The sequence below is a fragment of the Marinobacter sp. UBA3604 genome (genome assembly GCF_002375325.1).
GTDB classification, from domain to species: domain Bacteria; phylum Pseudomonadota; class Gammaproteobacteria; order Pseudomonadales; family Oleiphilaceae; genus Marinobacter; species Marinobacter salarius.
Genome location: NZ_DFMB01000036.1, coordinates 1 through 18,667, shown reverse-complemented (window position 1 = coordinate 18,667; position 18,667 = coordinate 1). Strand labels below are relative to the sequence as shown.

15 protein-coding genes are annotated in these 18,667 nt (G+C 58.8%); 8 read left to right on the top strand and 7 right to left on the bottom strand.

Going from position 1 to position 18,667, the window contains the following annotated elements:
* Positions 1-200 precede the first annotated feature (200 nt).
* The 8 genes from B2590_RS10010 (at position 201) to B2590_RS09975 (ending at position 8,926) form a co-directional block, all read left to right on the top strand.
* The gene (locus tag B2590_RS10010; protein WP_286810491.1) at positions 201-1,307 is read left to right on the top strand and encodes a helix-turn-helix domain-containing protein; all 1,107 of its coding nucleotides are present in this window, start codon (positions 201-203) and stop codon (positions 1,305-1,307) included.
* 129 nt (positions 1,308-1,436) lie between these two features.
* A complete protein-coding gene (locus B2590_RS10005; protein ID WP_286810490.1) occupies positions 1,437-1,943 on the top strand; it encodes a TRAP transporter small permease subunit in 507 nt (168 codons plus the stop codon).
* Positions 1,943-3,265, top strand: coding sequence for a TRAP transporter large permease (locus tag B2590_RS10000; RefSeq protein ID WP_286847936.1), 1,323 nt, complete (start codon positions 1,943-1,945; stop codon positions 3,263-3,265). Before B2590_RS10005 ends, B2590_RS10000 begins: the two co-directional genes overlap by 1 nt.
* A 90-nt stretch (positions 3,266-3,355) precedes the next feature.
* On the top strand, positions 3,356-4,402 hold the full coding sequence (locus B2590_RS09995; RefSeq protein WP_036201943.1) for a TRAP transporter substrate-binding protein: 1,047 nt from the start codon (positions 3,356-3,358) through the stop codon (positions 4,400-4,402).
* A 102-nt stretch (positions 4,403-4,504) separates the two neighbouring features.
* Positions 4,505-5,872: a glutamine synthetase family protein gene (locus tag B2590_RS09990; protein ID WP_091642578.1), complete on the top strand. Its 1,368-nt coding sequence runs from the start codon at positions 4,505-4,507 to the stop codon at positions 5,870-5,872.
* A 9-nt stretch (positions 5,873-5,881) separates the two neighbouring features.
* Positions 5,882-7,267: an aldehyde dehydrogenase family protein gene (locus tag B2590_RS09985; protein ID WP_286810487.1), complete on the top strand. Its 1,386-nt coding sequence runs from the start codon at positions 5,882-5,884 to the stop codon at positions 7,265-7,267.
* A 45-nt stretch (positions 7,268-7,312) separates the two neighbouring features.
* Positions 7,313-8,458, top strand: a complete 1,146-nt coding sequence (locus tag B2590_RS09980) for an iron-containing alcohol dehydrogenase (RefSeq protein WP_091642575.1) — start codon at positions 7,313-7,315, stop codon at positions 8,456-8,458.
* 60 nt (positions 8,459-8,518) lie between these two features.
* A complete protein-coding gene (locus B2590_RS09975; protein ID WP_041332848.1) occupies positions 8,519-8,926 on the top strand; it encodes an NINE protein in 408 nt (135 codons plus the stop codon).
* A gap of 3 nt (positions 8,927-8,929) precedes the next feature.
* Here B2590_RS09975 and B2590_RS09970 read toward each other — a convergent pair whose 3' ends face one another.
* From B2590_RS09970 to B2590_RS09940, 7 genes are all read right to left on the bottom strand, one after another.
* The gene (locus B2590_RS09970) at positions 8,930-10,297 is read right to left on the bottom strand and encodes a WS/DGAT/MGAT family O-acyltransferase (protein ID WP_286810486.1); all 1,368 of its coding nucleotides are present in this window, start codon (positions 10,295-10,297) and stop codon (positions 8,930-8,932) included.
* Positions 10,298-10,562: 265 nt separating this feature from the next.
* Positions 10,563-10,931, bottom strand: a complete 369-nt coding sequence (nirD, locus tag B2590_RS09965; protein WP_286810485.1) for a nitrite reductase small subunit NirD — start codon at positions 10,929-10,931, stop codon at positions 10,563-10,565.
* A 200-nt stretch (positions 10,932-11,131) separates the two neighbouring features.
* The gene (gene nirB / locus B2590_RS09960) at positions 11,132-13,645 is read right to left on the bottom strand and encodes a nitrite reductase large subunit NirB (protein ID WP_286847935.1); all 2,514 of its coding nucleotides are present in this window, start codon (positions 13,643-13,645) and stop codon (positions 11,132-11,134) included.
* Between the two features lie 29 nt (positions 13,646-13,674).
* Positions 13,675-14,904, bottom strand: a complete 1,230-nt coding sequence (locus B2590_RS09955; RefSeq protein ID WP_286810483.1) for an NAD(P)/FAD-dependent oxidoreductase — start codon at positions 14,902-14,904, stop codon at positions 13,675-13,677.
* A gap of 295 nt (positions 14,905-15,199) precedes the next feature.
* Entirely contained in the window at positions 15,200-16,069 is an 870-nt protein-coding gene (locus B2590_RS09950; protein WP_227663761.1) for an ABC transporter ATP-binding protein, read from the bottom strand.
* A 180-nt stretch (positions 16,070-16,249) separates the two neighbouring features.
* A complete protein-coding gene (locus B2590_RS09945) occupies positions 16,250-17,245 on the bottom strand; it encodes an ABC transporter permease (RefSeq protein ID WP_286847934.1) in 996 nt (331 codons plus the stop codon).
* 24 nt (positions 17,246-17,269) lie between these two features.
* Positions 17,270-18,625 carry a CmpA/NrtA family ABC transporter substrate-binding protein gene (locus B2590_RS09940; RefSeq protein ID WP_036201974.1) on the bottom strand — a complete coding sequence of 452 codons (1,356 nt, stop codon included), beginning with the start codon at positions 18,623-18,625 and terminating at the stop codon, positions 17,270-17,272.
* Positions 18,626-18,667: the final 42 nt, after the last annotated feature.

The window sequence follows — 18,667 nt, the reverse complement described above, 5'->3', positions numbered from 1 at the left end:
CAGTGTGTGTGAGTCAACGCGGGCTTTGAATGCGAAAAGGGGACGGCCATCGTGGATTAGGGGCCAGGGGCGGCCTCAATTGACTATGCTGACGTGGTTGCCGGTGCCTCCAGTCACAGTGTGGCTGCGCCGGGCTTCTGATAGCATCGGTGGCAGTGAGTCTTCCCACAACAAATCTCACACAACGAAAAGGAACCTGCATGGCGAACCCGGGCCCGGAAAAAGAACGGCAGATGCTGGGACTGTTCCTGGTTCCCGGTGTGTACCTCCGGGTGCTGGCGGATGTGGTGCGGCAGTTGGGCCACAACGACCGTGCTCTGTACGAAGGCATGGCATTCACGCCCCAGGATCTGAAATCCAATGACAGCCGGGTGTTTGTCACCGATGCGATTGTAATGGTGGAGCGGGCTCTGAACCTGGCCAGCAAAGACGGCTTGAGCTTCATGCTGGCGCGGGAACTGCGGGTCACCATCCATGGCACCCTCGGCTTCGCCGCCCTGACCAGCCCCACACTCGCTGGCGCCCTGGATTCGGTAAGGCGCTACCTGCAGTTGCGTGTGCCCTTCCTCACTATGACCCTGACCGACACCGGCGACCATGTGTTGGTGCGGTTGCGCTCCGAGTTCGACGTGCCCACCCAGTACCGTTTTCTGGCGGAAACCGTCAGTGCCACGCTGATGATGCTGGCGGAACAACTGATCGACCGGGAGGATGCGGAAAAACGGGGATTCCCGCTGGTGGATGGCAAGCTCCCTGGCGTGAAGGTACAACTGACTTCTCCGGAGCCGGCCTATTACCCCAGGTTTGCGCCCCAGCTACCGGTACCTTTCGAGTATGGCCAGCCCGAGGAAACCATGGTGTTTCCCAAGGGGCTACTGGATACCCGAATGCGACTGGCGGATGCCGAGGCCTCGCGGATGGCACGGGACCAGTGTGAGTTCGAACTGCAGAAAGCCCTGAAAGACCAGGGCGATATTTCCTACGCCATTCGCAACATGCTCCACGTGATGCCCGGGCCATTGCCGTCCCTGGAGACCATGGCCGAACGCTTCTGCGTATCGTCCCGCACGTTGAAGCGGCGGCTGGCGGAAAAGGACACCACCTACCGCGAAATCGTGGAAGCTGTCCTGAAAGACCGTGCCATCCAACTCCTGCGGTACACCAACCAGTCAGTCAGCGAGATCGCCTATGAGCTGGGCTACGCGGACCTGTCCAACTTCAGCCGGGCTTTCCGCAAGTGGACTGGCAAGTCGGCCAGCGAATTCCGCGAAGGCGGCCCGGACCCGGCACCCGAGGTTGGTCCCTGACTACGACCCCCTGCTAATGCGACAGATTAAAAATGCTGTGCTAGCTTGAAAGTTCGCTACAGAAAAACAGCAGTCCACGGCCACTCGGCTGTCTGACTGGCTCACTAACGCATTGAGTGGGGTCTGTGGATGCCACCGTTCGTCAACGGATACATCCGTTTCGTGGATGCCGTGAATTACCGTGTGGGTAGAGCGGTGATGTACGGCATCTTTGTCATCGTCGCTATTCTGCTTTGGTCATCCATTTCCAAAGCGTTTTTCCTTCCCTCTTTATGGACACTCGAAGCCGCTCAGTTTGCCATGGTGGCGTATTACATCCTGGGCGGTCCCTATTCCATCCAGTTGGACGCCAATGTGCGCATGGACCTGTTTTACGGCGGTTGGTCCGTCCGTAAAAAAGCCTGGTTCGATGTCTTCACCATTTTCTTCCTGATTTTCTTTCTGGGCGTGCTCCTGTACGGCGCCTACGACAGCACGAGCTATGCGATTCAATACGGCGAACGCAGCGCATCCGCGTGGCGACCCTACATGTGGCCGATCAAGGTGGTGATGTGCATCGGCTTCTCACTCATGCTGTTGCAGGCGGTATCGGAGCTTTTCAAAGACATCGCACGCATTCGGGGAGAAGACATCTGATGTCTTACGATCTCATCGCCATTTTCATGTTTGCCTCAATGATGCTGATGCTGATGACCGGCCAGCGCGTGTTTGGCGCCATTGGTGCCGTTGCTGCGGCCTCAGCGCTGGCGCTGTGGGGAACCGGTGGTTCCGATATCCCTTTCTCATCCGCCATGAAGCTGATGAACTGGTATCCGCTGCTGACGCTGCCGATGTTTATCTTCATGGGCTACGTGCTCTCGGAATCGAAAATCGCCGACGATCTCTACCGAATGTTTCATGTCTGGATGGGGCCGATTCATGGCGGGCTTGCCATTGGCACCATTGGCCTGATGGTGCTGGTGTCGGCCATGAACGGCCTATCAGTTGCGGGTATGGCCATCGGTGCCACCATTGCCCTGCCCGAATTGCTCCGGCGGGGTTATGACAAGCGCATGGTGACGGGTGTGGTTCAGGCCGGCTCGTCCCTGGGCATTCTGGTACCGCCCTCGGTGGTGTTGGTGCTGTACGCCATGATTGCCCGCCAGCCGGTGGGACAGCTATGGCTTGCGGGCGTTGTGCCGGGGCTGATCATGGCGGTGATGTTTATCGTCTACATTGCGGTGCGGTGTCGTCTTCAGCCTGAACTCGGGCCTGTGCTGCCAAAAGAGGAGCGCCAGGTCAGCCTGGGCGAGAAATTGCGTCTGTTGCGTGCCGGGGTTCTGCCGGTGGTTATTTTCGCCTCTATGATGGTGCCGTTCGTCAAAGGCTGGACCAGCCTGGTGGAAAGTTCGGCCATCGGTGCCATGGCGGCATTCATCGCGGCGATCCTCAAACGCCGGATGACCCGGGCCGTGTTTGAAGCGTCCGTACGCCAGACGCTGGCCATTTCCTGCATGTTCATGTGGATCATCCTTGCCGCCCTGGGTTTCGGTGCCGTGTTTGATGGGCTGGGCGCGGTAAAGGCCATCGACAGCCTGTTTACCGAGCAACTGGGGCTTAACCCCTGGATGATCCTGATCATGATGCAGTTGTCGTTTCTGTTGATGGGTACCTTCCTGGACGATACCGCAATGCTGGTGATTGTGGCGCCCCTGTACGTGCCGTTGGTGGCAGCTCTTGGCTTTGATCTTATCTGGTATGGCGTTCTCTACACGATTACCACCCAGATTGCCTATATGACGCCGCCTTTCGGTTACAACCTGTTCCTGATGCGGGCCATGGCGCCGCCTGAGATTTCCCTGCGCGATATCTACAGTTCAATTCTCCCGTTTGTCTGCGTGATGCTGGTGGCACTGTCGCTGATCATGGCCTTTCCACAGATTGCGCTCTGGCTGCCGGAGTACGTTTACAACAGGTGAACCGTCAACGTTTTTGGATGAATACGAATGTCGAGTAACACCCCGGAGGCCGGCCGGCTTCCATAACAAGCGTCAGTCAAGGAGGTCGACATGACCACAAGACGTAAATTTCTCGCATCAGCATCCGTAGCAGCACTGGCCGGGGCCGCCGCCCTAACGCCACCCAGACTTTACGCGCAGGAGCCAAAAATACGATGGCGGCTGCAAACCTACGCCGGGCCGGCCCTGGCAGAGCATGTGGTCAAGCCGGCGATCGACAGTTTCAACCGTATTGCCGGCAAAGAGATGCAGATCGAGCTCTATTTTGCCGATCAGCTTGTGCCCACGGGGGAACTGTTCCGCGCCATGCAGAAAGGCACCATTGACGCGGTTCAGTCCGATGACGATTCCATGGCCTCTCCCACCGAGGTTACTGTTTTCGGTGGCTACTTCCCGTTCGCCAGCCGCTATTCGCTGGACGTACCCGTGCTGTTCAATCAGTACGGCCTGAATGAAATCTGGGATGAAGAGTATTCCAAGGTGGGCGTGAAACACCTGTCCGCCGGTGCCTGGGACCCCTGCCACTTTGCCACCAAAGAGCCGATCCACAGCCTCGAGGATCTCAAGGGCAAGCGTGTGTTCACCTTCCCCACTGCCGGCCGTTTCATGAGCCAGTTCGGCGTGGTACCGGTTCAACTGCCCTGGGAAGACATCGAAGTCGCGGTGCAGACGGGTGAGCTGGACGGGATCGCCTGGTCGGGTATTACCGAGGACTACACGGTGGGCTGGGCGGATGTGACCAACTACTTCCTGACCAACAACATCTCCGGTGCTTGGGCGGGATCCTTCTTCGCCAACATGGACCGCTACAACGAGCTTCCGGATCATCTCAAGGAACTGCTCAAACTGACCATGGACAGCTCCCACTACTACCGTCAGTGGTGGTATTGGGGAGGCGAGGCCAAACTGCGTACAGACGGCACGAAGATGAAGTTGACCACCATTCCAGACAAGGAGTGGGCAGAAGTTGAAAAGGCCGCGCGCGTGTTCTGGGACGAGGTTGCCCAGGAATCCGAAACCAAGGCCCGGGTGGTCAAGATCCTCAAGGAATACAACGAGAAAATGGAGAAGGCGGGGCGGCCCTATCGATACACCTGATGGGATCGCAGAGAAACACTGCGTTCAGTGGCGATCACTACCGGATTTACTCGTCACTGAGCGCGGCGCCTTTTAGCCTAACTGATATTGCGGAGCGGTGAGATGGCAGCTCAACTGTCTTTTAAGGAACTGAAAACGTGTGTCGAGGACGGCACCATTGATACGGTCGTGGCGGCGATTCCGGACATGCAGGGGCGTCTCATGGGCAAGCGCTTCCAGGCCCAGTACTTTATCGACACCGCCTGGGAAGAGAGCCACTGTTGCAAGTACCTGGTGGCGACCGATCTGGAAATGACAACGGTGGAGAACTACGCCTCGACCAGTTGGGCGGCCGGCTATGGCGACTATGTGATGAAGCCGGACCTGACCACCCTGCGCCGCCTGCCATGGCTCGAGGGTACCGCCTTTATTCTGTGTGATCTGATTGATCACGCCACCCATGAGCCGGTACCTCACTCGCCCCGGGCGGTGCTGAAAAAACAGCTGGAACGGTTGTCAGCCATGGGGCTGCAGATGACCACGGCCACCGAACTGGAGTTTTTCATTTTCCGGGAGACCTTTGAGGAGATGCAGAAGCGTCAGTATCACCATATGACGCCCATCAGCCCCTATAACGAGGACTACCACATCTTCCAGACCACCCGTGAGGAAGATGTGATGCGGCCCATCCGCAATGGGCTCTACCAGGCGGGGATCACGGTCGAGAGCAGCAAGGGTGAGGCCGACGCTGGTCAGGCCGAGCTCAACATTCACTACTCCGACCCGCTCGCCATGGCCGACACTCACGTTCTGGTGAAAAATGCCGTCAAGGAAATCGCCTGGCAGCACGGGCGCAGCGTGAGTTTCATGGCCAAGTGGAACCACAACGCCGCCGGGTCATCCAGCCATATTCATCAGGCCCTCTCGGACAGTGCCGGAAAATCAGTGTTCTATGACCCCAATGGTGCCCATGGTATGTCCAGAACCATGGAGCATGCGCTGGCGGGGCTACTGGAATACGCCAACGACACCACTTTCTTTCTCGCGCCTTACGTTAACTCGTACAAGCGATTTGCCGCCGGCACCTTTGCCCCGACCAGCACTGTCTGGTCCATCGACAACCGTACGGCCGGTTACCGCGTTGTCGCACCGAACACGGACGCCGTGCGAGTGGAGTGTCGCATCGGCGGGTCGGACCTGAACCCGTACCTGGCGTTGGCATCGCAGATTGCCGCCACCATCGCCGGTATCGAAGGCAAACTCGAACTGGAGCCGGAGTTCTCCGGCAATGCCTATGGCGCCGAGTCTGCGCGCAGTATCCCAGCCACATTGAGGGCAGCCACGGAATCGTTACGCGGCTCGACCATGCTGCGGGAAGCCATGGGTAACGACGTCATTGATCACTACGTGCGCTGTGCGGAGTGGGAGCAGGAAGATTTTGATCGTGTGGTTACCGATTACGAAGTCAAACGTGGATTTGAGCAGGCGTAGGACACAGCTATGAGCACACCCATTCAATGCATATCGCCCATCGATGGTTCCGTGTACGTGGAGCGCACAACGCTTTCCCTGGAAGCCGCGCGGGAGGCCGTTGCCAGGGCAAAAAACGCGCAGCCGGACTGGGCCGCCCTGCCACTGTCAGAGCGGGTTCAGCGGGTTCGCGACGGCATCGCCCGACTCGGTGACATGAACGACGACATCGTGGAAAAACTGGCGTGGCAGATGGGGCGGCCCGTGCGCTACGGCGGCGAGTTCGGCGGCGTGGATGAGCGTGCCGGGATGATGGCCGATCTGGCGGAAGAAGGACTTGCCCCCATCGAGATTGAAAACAGCGCCTCCTTTCATCGCTACATTCAGCGCGAACCTCACGGCGCTGTGTTGGTTGTCGCGCCCTGGAACTATCCCTACATGACGGCGGTGAACACGGTCGTTCCCGCCCTGATTGCCGGTAACGCAGTGTTTCTCAAACACGCGTCACAAACGCCCCTGGTCGGTGAGCACATGGCGGAGGCGTTCCATGCCGCCGGTGTCCCCAGCGAGATCTTCCAGAATGTGTTCCTGTCCCACGACACCACTTCCGCGCTGATCGCGGAAAAGGCCTTCGGTTTCGTCAACTTTACCGGCTCGGTGAATGGGGGGCAGGCCATAGAACGGGCCGCCGCCGGCACGTTTACCGGCGTAGGGTTGGAGCTTGGTGGTAAGGACCCCGGTTATGTGATGGACGATGCGGATCTGGATGCCGCCGTGGAGACACTGATCGACGGCGCCATGTTCAACGCCGGCCAGTGTTGTTGTGGCATTGAGCGCATTTACGTCGCCGAAAACCTGTTTGAGGCGTTTGTTGAGAAAGCTGTTGCCATCGTCAGCGGCTACCGGCTTGGCAATCCGCTGGACAGAGACACAACGCTCGGCCCGATGGCGCATGTCCGCTTTGCCGACCATGTCCGGGAGCAGACGGCAGAGGCCGTTGCCAGCGGTGCCCGGGCACTGATCGACCCCGAACTCTTCCCTGAACAGGGCGGCGCCTATCTGATGCCGCAGATCCTTATCGACGTGGACCATTCCATGCGGGTCATGCGGGAGGAGTCCTTTGGCCCGGTGGTTGGCATCATGAAAGTCAAAGATGACGCTGAAGCGGTCGCACTGATGAACGACAGCGAGTTCGGCCTGACCGCGTCCCTGTGGACCAGAGATATTGACCGCGCCACGCGGGTGGCCGATCAGATTGAAACCGGCACGGTGTTCATGAACCGTTGTGATTATCTGGACCCGGCGCTTTGCTGGACCGGCTGCAAGAACACCGGTCGCGGTGGAGGGCTTTCGATCATCGGCTACCACAACCTGACGCGCCCGAAATCGTATTACCTGAAAAAACCGGTGAACTGATATCCGGATCAACAGACAACCCGATTCTCTGACGAGGGGCTGACAATGACACTCTCCGCAAACTGGTCCTATCCCACGGATATTCGTTTTGGCGCCGGCCGTATTGCCGAACTCGGCGAATGCTGTAAGGAGGCAGGTATAACCCGGCCGTTACTGGTGACCGACCGAGGGTTGGCAAGCCTTCCCATTACCCAGGACACGCTCGATTTAATGGAGAAGGCTGGCCTTGGACGAGCCATGTTTTCAGAGGTTGATCCCAACCCCACGGAAATCAACATGGAAGCGGGCCGGAAGGTCTTCCTCGATGGCAACCACGACGGCGTGATCGCCTTCGGCGGAGGGTCCGGGCTGGACCTGGGTAAATTGCTGGCCTTCATGGCCGGTCAGACCCGGCCGGTGTGGGACTTCGAGGATATTGGTGACTGGTGGAAACGCGCGGATGCCGATGCGATTGCCCCCATCATTGCCGTACCAACGACCGCTGGCACGGGGTCGGAGGTCGGTCGAGCCAGTGTCATCGTCAACAGTCAGAGCCACGTCAAAAAGATCATTTTTCATCCCCGGATACTGCCGTCGATTGTGATCTCCGACCCCGAACTGACGGTCGGTATGCCGCCATTTATCACCGCAGGAACCGGCATGGATGCGTTTATCCACTGTTTTGAAGCCTTCTGCTCCCCCAACTTCCACCCCATGAGCCAGGGTATTGCACTGGAGGGCATGCGGCTGGTGAAAGAAAACCTGCCCCGGGTGTATGCGGATGCTGCCGATATCGAGGCTCGCGGGCAGATGCTGGTCGCCGCCGCCATGGGCGCTGTAGCTTTCCAGAAGGGGCTGGGGGCGACCCACGCGGTCTCCCATTCGGTCGGCGCGATCTATAACACCCACCATGGCATGACCAACGCCGTGGTGCTGCCGTCGGTCATCACCATGAACCGACCAGCGATCGAAAACCGGGTCGACGACATTACCCGCTACCTGGGCATTGCCAATGGCTTTGACGGGTTCACCCAGTTCATCATGACGTTGCGGGAATCCCTTGGCGTGCCGGAGCGTTTGAGGGACATGGGTGTGGGGACGGATCGCATTGAGGAAATGACCAGAATGGCGCTTGAAGACCCAAGTGCCGGTGGCAACCCGGTGAAGATGACAGCGGAAAACACGCGAGCTTTGTTTGAAGCCTGCATCTGATTGATCTATTGTCGGTTTTGGCCAAGTCTCACGCCAAAACCCGAGCCAAAAGGAACGCAAATGGCAGACAATCAGGACACCCACAGCAAACTCATCGGCTACCTGCTCTGGATCTTCGGGTTCCTGGGGTCGCACCGCTTCTACTACGGCAAGCCCATCACCGGCACCATCTGGTTTTTCACCCTGGGGTTGCTGTTCATTGGCTGGATCATCGACCTGTTCCTGATACCGGCCATGGACCGGGAGGCGGATCACCGGTTCCGTGAGGGCGAGGTCAGTTTCAACATCGGTTGGATTCTACTGACCTTCCTTGGCGTATTTGGTATCCACCGGATGTACATGGGCAAGTGGATCACCGGAATCATTTACTTGCTGACGGGCGGTCTGTTCCTGGTGGGTGTGCTTTATGATTTCTGGACACTGAACAGCCAGATCTCGGAGCGGAATCAGGAAGTGAAGTTCGGCTAGGTGTTACAGCCCAGCCGCCTGCTCCAGCTCGCTCAGGCCGTCTTCAAGATAATCCAGCATGCGCTGCAGGCTGGGTAGGGTGCGACGGCAGCCAATCAGCCCGAACTCCACCTGGTCGCAGTAGCTGGTCAAGGTCATGTTCAGGGCAATCCGGTCCATGGCGATGGACACCGGATACATGCCCTCAAGCCTCGCGCCGTTCCAGAAACTGGGTTCCTTGGGCCCTGGTACGTTGGAAATGACCACGTTAAAGGTCTGCCACTTCGGCGCCAGCCCCGTTAGCAGGTTGAAGCTCGCCGGGGCCAGCAGCAGCGCCGTGTAATTCAGGATTTCTTCCGGGGTCATGGCCGCGTAGCGCTGTTTGGAGGCTTTCACGTCTTCGTGGATATAGCGCAGCCGCTCAGCGGCGTCGTTCAGGTGGGTGCCTAGGGAAGCGAGGATAATACCCACCTGGTTGCCACCGGAGCTGTCATCCGTGCGCAGGGAAACCGGTACCATGGCGACCAGCGGTTTTTCTGGCAACGCGTCCTGATTCATCAGGTAGGTCCGCAGGGCCGTGGCACACATGGTCATGACCACGTCGTTAACCGTTGTACCGAAGGCGGTGCATACGGCACGGATGCGTTTCAGATCATAGGACTGGGCCGCAAAACGGCGGGAGCCGGTGATCTTGCCATTCAGGACGCAGCGCGGCGCGTGGAAGATGGAATCGTAGGCCGGGTCCTTGCGGGCCCGGTTAACGGTGTTCAGCAGCGCCTTGGTGACCGCCGGAACCGTGCCCAGCTGTTTACCCGATTCCCCGAGCAGATGGGCAACGTTGCGCCACATCGACGGGCCTTCATCGCCGTCACCGCTGCGGCTGCGGCGCGGCAGAGACCAGATCGGCGGCATGCCCCGCTGCTCCGGGTCCTGTGACAGCATGCGCTGGAACAGGCGCATGGCAGACACGCCATCCACCAGGGAGTGGTGTACCTTGGTGTAAACGGCGAACTGCCGGTCTTTCAGGCCTTCAATGAGGTGGAACTCCCACATGGGCCGTTCCCGGTCCATCAGGTGGCTGTGTTCGGCGGAGACAAACGACAACAACTCCCGGACCCGGCCTGGAGTGGGGAGGGCCTCAAAGCGGAAATGGTGCTCCAGGTCCAGCTGCTCGTCTTCTACCCAGACCGGTTGACCGAACCGACTGCCCAGGCGCCTGTCGAAGGGAGGTGTGACGATGGTTTCCTCCCGCAACTGGTCCGCAAGTTGGGCCACATAGTCATCCGGAGCATCCTCGGGGAACGAGAACAGCTGCAGGCCGCCAACGTGCATGGGCTGCTGGCGTTTTTCCAGCCACAGGAATACCTGGTCTACCGGGCTTAGTGCTTTCACGAAACAGATCTCGCCTTGTTGTGATTATTGTCTGGGAGTCAGTGTTGCAGCATTTCTGGTTTGGGGGAAGTTTCGGGTTCGTGCTGAACAGGCCTGTTTTGTTGGTCTTGGGGGGAGTCGCCGCTTCGGGGGGTGGGGTTATTTTTTCTTTGGGAAAAAGAACTCGCTTCGCTCAGACACCTTTTTCCTGGCAGAAAAAATAACCCCACCCCCCAAATCGGCTTTTCGCACCATGGTGCGGCCTGCCGGGGAACTGACTCATAGTCTATGCTACGGCTGATTCTTTGTTGGACGTCGGGATTTCGATTCGGACGTTGTTGCCGTCCAACAAGACCGGGTACGTTTTCACGGCTACCTCTTCGTCCTCCAGGCAGTGGCCGGTCTGCAGGTTGAAGTGTTGCTTGTACAGCGGAGACGCCACCACCGGCTGCCCTTTCAGATCCCCGGTAATCCCCCGCGCCAGCACGTTCTTACCGGTAAACGGATCGGTATGACTGATCGCAAACAACGCCGGCAACCGATGCGGCAGATAAAACACCGCCACCGGCCCGTCTTCCGTCCAGACCGCAACGCCGGACTCGGGCACAAGGTCATCAACGGTACAAACAACGTCCCAGGAAGTGCGTGCTTTCATAACGTTCTCCAATTTCGTTTCAGGTGTATCCATGGCGCCAACTCGTGACGGGATAAGTATTTAAACAGCGACAACTGGTGTCCAGATGAGCGTGGGGGTCGGTATTTTTTCCCGCCAGGAAAAAGGTGTCCGAGCGCAGCGAGTTCTTTTTCCCAAGGGAAAAAATACCGACCCCCGCGCTCCACCCCAAGCCACCAGTCCTAAGCAGGCTCCCCCTCAAGCAGAGGCCGACGCTGATCACGTTCGGTAGTCCACTCCTGAACCGGATCCTTCTTCTCAGGAGCATTCACAAACTCCCGGAACCGCTTCCGCTTCTCAGGATCCTCAACCGCCGTCTTCCACTCGCACTGATAGGTATCCACCAGATCCGCCATGTGCTGCTCCAGCTCCTGACCAATACCCAGGCTGTCCTCCAGGACCACCTGCTTCAGATAGTCCAGGCCACCTTCCAGGTTCTCCATCCACACACTGGTGCGTTGCAGACGGTCCGCGGTGCGTACGTAGAACATCAACACCCGGTCGATAGCGCTGATCAGTTCCTCGTCGGACAAATCCGTGGCGAACAAATCCGCGTGGCGCGGACGCATGCCGCCGTTGCCGCATACGTACAGGTTCCAGCCGTTCTCGGTGGCGATCACGCCGATGTCCTTACTCTGGGCTTCCGCACATTCGCGGGTGCAGCCGGACACCGCCATCTTGAGCTTATGGGGGGAACGCAGGCCCTTGTAGCGGTTCTCCAGAAAGATCGCCATGCCCACGCTGTCCTGCACGCCGTAGCGGCACCAGGTGCTGCCGACGCAGGACTTCACCGTGCGCAGGGACTTGCCATAGGCGTGGCCGGTTTCGAAGCCTGCGGCGATGAGTTTTTCCCAGATTTCGGGCAGTTCGCTCAGGGTGGCGCCGAACAGGTCCACCCTTTGACCGCCCGTGATCTTGGTGTACAGGTTGTATTCCTTGGCCACTTCACCCAGCACAATCAGCTTGTCCGGGGTGATTTCGCCGCCCGGCACCCGGGGCACGATGGAGTAGGTACCGTTCTTCTGCATATTGGCCATGAAGGTATCGTTGGTGTCCTGCAGGGGCACGTGGTCGGTGGCCAGGATGTGCTCGTTCCAGCAGGTGGCAAGGATGGACGCGACGGTCGGTTTGCAGATGTCGCAGCCATGGCCCTTGCCGTGATCTCGGATCAATGTCCGGAAGGTGCGGATGCCATTGACCTTCACGATATTGAACAGGTCCTGGCGGCTATATGGGAAGTGCTCACAGATGTCCTTGCTGACTTCCACGCCACGTTTTTCCAGTTCGCTGTCCACCACGTTTTTCAGCAGCGCTGCGCAGCCGCCACAGCCGGTGCTGGCCTTGGTTTCTGCCTTAACACCGGCAAGGTCGGTACAGCCGGCATCGATCACGCCGCAGATATCACCCTTGGACACGTTGTGGCAGGAGCAGATCGAGGCGGTTTCCGGCAGGGCATCCGGGCCCAGCGCGGGAGCACCGCCCTGGCTTTCCGGCAGGATCAGGGTCTCCGGGTTCTCCGGCAGCTCAATGCCGTTCAACGCGTATTGCAGCAAGGTATCGTAGTGGCTGTTGTCGCCCACCAGGATGGCGCCCAGCAGGGTCTTGCCATCCTCGCTGATCACCATGCGGCGGTAGTGGCCGGCCTGTTCATCGTTGAATCGGATGTTGCGGGCGCCCGGCGTCTGGGCATGGGCATCGCCGATCGAACCCACATCCACACCCAGCAGCTTGAGTTTGGTGCTCATGTCGGCGCCGGTAAAGGCCGCTTCGGTGTCACCGTTCAGCACCGAGGCCAGGGTGCGGGCCATGGTGTAGCCCGGTGCCACCAGGCCAAAAATCTTTTCACTCCACAGCGCGCACTCGCCAATGGCGTGGATGTGGGGGTCGGAGGTGGTGCACTGGTCGTTGATGACAATGCCGCCCCGTTCACCCATGGCCAGTTCGCTGGAACGGGCCAGGGCATCCTGGGGGCGGATGCCGGCGGAGAATACGATCAGGTCGGTTTCCAAATGGGTATCGTCGCTGAAATTCATCCGCAGGCGGGCTTCTTCGCCTTCGACGATTTCAGTGGTGGCTTTCTCGGTGTGTACCTGCACACCCAACTCCTCAATTTTGCGTTTGAGCAGGGCACCGCCGTCGCTGTCGAGCTGCACCGGCATCAGCCGGGGTGCAAATTCCACCACGTGGGCGTCCAGGCCCAGGCTCTTGAGTGCATTCGCTGCTTCCAGACCCAGAAGGCCACCGCCCACCACTACGCCGGTTTTAACACCGTCGGCGCTGGCACGGATGCTGTCGAGGTCTTCCAGGGTGCGATACACCAGGCAGTGGGGGTGCTCGTTGCCCTTGATGGGCGGCACGAACGGATAGGAACCGGTGGCCAGCACCAGTTCGTCGTAGCCGTAATCGCCCATCGGTGTGGTAATGGTTTGATTGGCGCGGTCGATGCCGGTTACCTGTTCGCCCAGACGCAGGTCGATGTGGTTCTCGGCGTACCAGTCGGCGGTGCCCATGGCCAGGTCGGCATGGGTGGAACCACCAAAGTACTCGGACAGGTGAACCCGGTCATACGCCAGCAGTTTCTCTTCACCAAACACCTTGATGTCGAAATCGGCCGCTGCCGGGGTTTCCACCAACTGTTCCAGGAAGTGGTGGCCGACCATACCGTTGCCAATCACGATCAGGGTTTTCTTGCTCATGGTAATTCCTCTCTCTGTTCCCGGCCGCTTTACGCGGCTTCGCAGTAGTGCTTGCCAAAGGCCAGATGGGCCCGGTAAGGGCTGATGTCATCGGCCTGTTGAATGCGTTCGCTGTACCAGGGGCCGTCGCTGGTTTCACCGAAGAGCACGGCGCCTGTGAGTCTTTGGTCGCGAATCAGCAGGCGGCAGTAGCGATTGGTGTCGTAGTCCTGCCAGACCACGGATTCGGTCTCAGCGTCCGCGTCGGTCTGGCCGCAGGAAAATATCGGGATGCCGCTGATTTTCAGGCGTGTCGGGATGATGGATGGCTCAAACGTCGCCTGGCTGTTCTCGTCGCACAGCACCTGTGCCAGCACGTCCGCCTGTTGATAGCCGGGCTCCACCAGCCCGAAGGTCTGGCTGCCGACCTGGCAGCATTCGCCCAGTGCATGGATGTATTGGTCGCTGGTTTGCAGCTGCGGATTCACCCGGATGGCGCGTTCACAATTCAGCCCCGCTTCCAGAGCCAGTTCCGTGTTCGGGGTAATGCCAGCGGCGATCACCACCAGATCGGTGCTGATCAGGGTTTCGTCGTCCAGCTGCACGGCACGGACCACATTGCGACCGAGCAGGGCCACGGGAGATGTTTGCGTGCGAATGGTCAGCCCGCGTTTGGTCAGGGCCTCTTCCAGCAGGGCGCCGCCGGCCGCGTCGAGTTGCCGGTTGAGAAGATGGCCGCTACGGTGCAGTACGGTCACCGCCATACCCCGGCTGCGCAAGCCTTCAGCCGCCTCCAGACCTAGGAAACCACCACCGATGACCACCGCGCGGCGATGGCGTTGGCTGATGTTGATCAGACGGCGGGTATCCTGCAGGTCGCGGAAGCCCATCACACCGTCCAACTCCTCACCCTTCAGGCCAAGACTGGCGGAGCGGGAACCGGTGGCCAGAACCAGGCTGGTGTAGTGTTGAGTCCGCCCGCTGGCAGTGGTAACCGTGCGTTCTTCCCGGTCAATGGCGGTAACGGGATCTCCCTGATGCAAGGTGATGTTGTTGTGCTGATACCAGTCCGGTTGCTGCAATTGCAGACTGTCTTCGTTGGCATCGCCGGCCAGCAGGGCCGAAAGCTGGATGCGGTTGTAGGCAGGGCTTGCCTCGCCATTGAACACCACAATGCGTGCAAAAGGCCGATGCGGTTGAGCAACCAGTTTTTCGAGCAGACGCTGGGCCACCATGCCGTGTCCGCAGATAACGAGAGTCTGTTCTGCCTTTGCGCTCATGATCGTGGTGCCCTTCTTGTGCCCGAAACGAAAAAAGCCGGAGCATCTGATTCCCGAAGGAACTCGATGGTCCGGCGCCAATGCCAACAACAATGATCTGATGGTCCGGCCGATCCTTAGCCGGGACATTCTTCCCTGTATCTACAGTAGCGAACGCCGTGCCAAAACTATTAGTCCTTTATTTACAGTAAGTTGAAGAATTTCGCTTTGAGCTTGGCCCGAAAACTGTGCGCTCTGACAGGGCGACGTGCACCGGATGAGTGCTTCTGAAGGGCGCGAGCGTCTCCGTTTGATTTCATGCAATGCGGCGAACGGGGCTCTCAGAATGCTCGTTATCGACATCCGGTGAGCTGTCTTCCTGCGACGCCGCTTCGGCTTCAGCGGTGGGCTTATCCTGTTCATCCTCGCCTTTGCCGGGGAAGCGCTGTTTTTCATACAGGAAGGACAATACCGCCTGACGGTAGCGCACATATTCTGGGTGGTCGGCCAGGGTGACCCGATTACGGGGGCGCTCCAGCTCAATGTGCAACTCCTCCCCGATGGTGGCAGCCGGCCCGTTGGTCATCATCACAATGCGGTCCGACAGCAGCACGGCCTCGTCCACATCGTGGGTAATCATGATCACCGTGCTGTTCAGGTCCTGCTGAATTTTCATCAGCGAATCCTGCAGGTGCGCCCGGGTCAGCGCATCCAGCGCGCCAAAAGGCTCGTCCATCAACAGTACGCTGGGCTTCATCGACAGTGCCCGGGCAATCCCGACCCGTTGGGCCATACCCCCAGAGATCTCTCCGGGGCGTTTATCCAGGGCGTGGTCCATGTTGACCAGCTTGAGGTTGTGAAGAATCCATTCCTTTCGCTCAGCTCTGCTCATGGATTTGCGGAATACCTGCTGAACGGCCAGCTCAACGTTTTCATACACCGTCAGCCAGGGCATTAACGAGTGATTCTGAAACACCACTGCCCGTTCCGGCCCCGGTGTGTTCACCTCATGCCCGTCCAGCACACAGCCACCGCGGGTAGCCTGAAGCAGGCCGGCCACAATATTCAGCACAGTGGACTTACCGCAACCGGAGTGGCCAATCAGTGAAACGAATTCGCCTTTACGAATCTTCAGGTCGACGTTTTCCAGTGCTACGAATGGCCCATCTTTTGTATCAAAGGCCATCTGCACATTGGTCAATTCAAGATGCGACTTACTCATGTTCTTTCTCCTCTGGTTTCGGAGTACGAGCTGGCAGGGAGGGTGGTCCGGGGCACGCTGTGAATACGTCCCTGTACGCTCGACAAAAACATCCATGTTTTTGACGTCCCCGGACCACCCTCCCTGCCAGCTCTATGCTGAGTTCTATTCGTTCCAGGCTACTTTTTTCTGAATCAGTAGCATGATTCGATCAAGAAGGAAGCCAATAAAACCGATGGCCAGTACCGCCACCATTATTCGGCTCAGGGATTCACTGCTGCCATTCTGGAATTCGTCCCAGACAAATTTTCCGAGGCCTGGGCTCTGAGCCAGCATTTCGGCCGCTATGAGAACCATCCAGGCGATGCCCAGGGACACTCTCAGGCCGGTGAAGATCATCGGAACAGATGACGGCAACACGACCTTGCGAACGTGAGTCCAGAACGACAGTTGCAGCACTTTTGAAACGTTTAAAAGATCGGGATTTACCGCTGAAACCCCAACGCTCGTGTTAATCAGCGTTGGCCACAGGCTGCACAGGGTGACTGTGATCATCGAGGTCAGGAACGACTTCTCGAACATCGGGTCATCACTCACGTACGTAGCGGAGACCACCATCGTGACCAGCGGCAGCCAGGCCAGTGGCGATACCGGCTTGAAAATCTGGATCAGAGGATTGATGGCCGCCGAGAAGTGGCGGTTCAGACCGATAATGATGCCTAGAGGCACGGCAATGAGGGTTGCCATTACAAAGCCGGCCAACACCGTACCCAGGCTGGTAAAGATCTGGTCAATGAACGTGGGTGCGCCGGGATAGTCGCGGATTTTCACCTCCGCGTCTGGGGTCTCTGCCAGGATGCGTTCGTTGCGCTCCTCCTGCATGGTGACAAACTGCGCAGCCCGGTCCCGCTGGTTGCTGTGCTCCTGCCACAATTGCCCAGACTGCTCCAGCACATCGGCGGGGCCCGGGAAGGCCCCCAGCGATGTTTGCACCTGGGGCGCGGCCAGATGCCAGAAGCCGAGGAACAGCGCGATACCGATAGCTGGCAGCAGCAACTGGCGGAAGGTTTCGGCCAGGTTCTGGCCGGACAGCTTTTCCGTCAACGCACGGAGCCAGCGTTGGCCTGATGATAACGAGTCGGTCTGGCTGAGCGTGGTCATGTGATGTCTCCTGACACTCAAGTCTTAAGGGGTTTGCGAGCCTTTCAGGCCAATCTCAAAGCTGTCGATGTAGGCGTTCGGTTCCCTCGGAGTGAAGGCCACGCCGTCGATCAGCTCGCCCTGGTGCGGGCGCGCAAAGTTTTCCGCATCCAGGTCCGGGAAATCCTCTGCCTTGAGTGTGCCGTCCTCGATCAGGGTTCGGGCCGCTTCCTTGTAGATATCCGCGCGATAGACCTTGGCTGCGGTTTCCATATACCAGTCGTCGGACTTCGGCTCGGCAATCTGCCCCCAGCGGCGCATCTGGCTCAGATACCAGATGGCATCGGAGGGATAGGGGTAGGTGGCGTAGTAGCGAAAGAACACGTTGAAGTCCGGCACCTTGCGGACATCGCCTTTTTCGTACTCGAAGGTGCCGGTCATGGAATTAGCGATCACTTCCTCGTCGGCGCCCACGTAGCTTGAGCGGGACAGGATTTTCACCGCTTCTTCACGGTTGGCGTTGTCATTTTCATCCAGCCAGTGGGCGGCGCGGATCAGTGCGCGAAGCAGCCTGAGATGGGTGTTGGGATACTGTTCTGCCCAGGCTTCAGTAACACCGAATACTTTCTCAGGGTTGTTGGGCCAGATTTCGTAGTCGGTGATGACCGGCACGCCGATGCCTTTGAACACTGCTTGCTGGTTCCAGGGCTCACCCACGCAATAGCCCTGAATGGTGCCGGCTTCCATGGTGGCCGGCATTTGCGGTGGCGGCGTGACCGACAGGTGAACGTCGGCGTCTATGTTGCCGCTGGTGTCACCACGCTGGGGAGCGTAATAGCCCGGGTTCAGGCCGCCTGCAGCGAGCCAGTAACGAAGCTCGTAGTTGTGGGTGGACACAGGGAAAACCATGCCCATGCGAAAACGCTCGCCCTTGTCACGGTATTGGTCGATGACCGGTTTCAGAGCAGTGGCGCTGATGGGATGAGCGGGATTGCCGTCGCTGCCGTCTTCAATGTGTGGGCGCATTTGCTCCCATACGTCGTTCGATACGGTAATGCCGTTGCCGTTCAGGTCCATGCTGAACGCGGTGATGATGTCCGCCTGGGTGCCGTAACCAATGGTCGCACCAAGTGGCTGGCCTGCCAGCATGTGGGCGCCATCAAGGGTGCCGGTCACCACGCCGTCGAGCAGGACTTTCCAGTTGGCCTGGGCTTCGAGTTCCACGAACAGGCCTTCATCCAGGAAAAATCCCTGTTCCCAGGCAATGGCCAGTGGCGCCATGTCCGTCAGTTTGATGAAGCCGAGCTTCAGGTCTGGCTTTTCGGCCGGGCCGATGTCGGCGTGTGCTGAGCCCGCCGCCGTCAAGATCAAGAATGTCGCTGCCAGTGTTCTCAGTTGCATGGTGCTCTCCCGGAGTATTATTCAGACAAAAAAAAGGTTCAT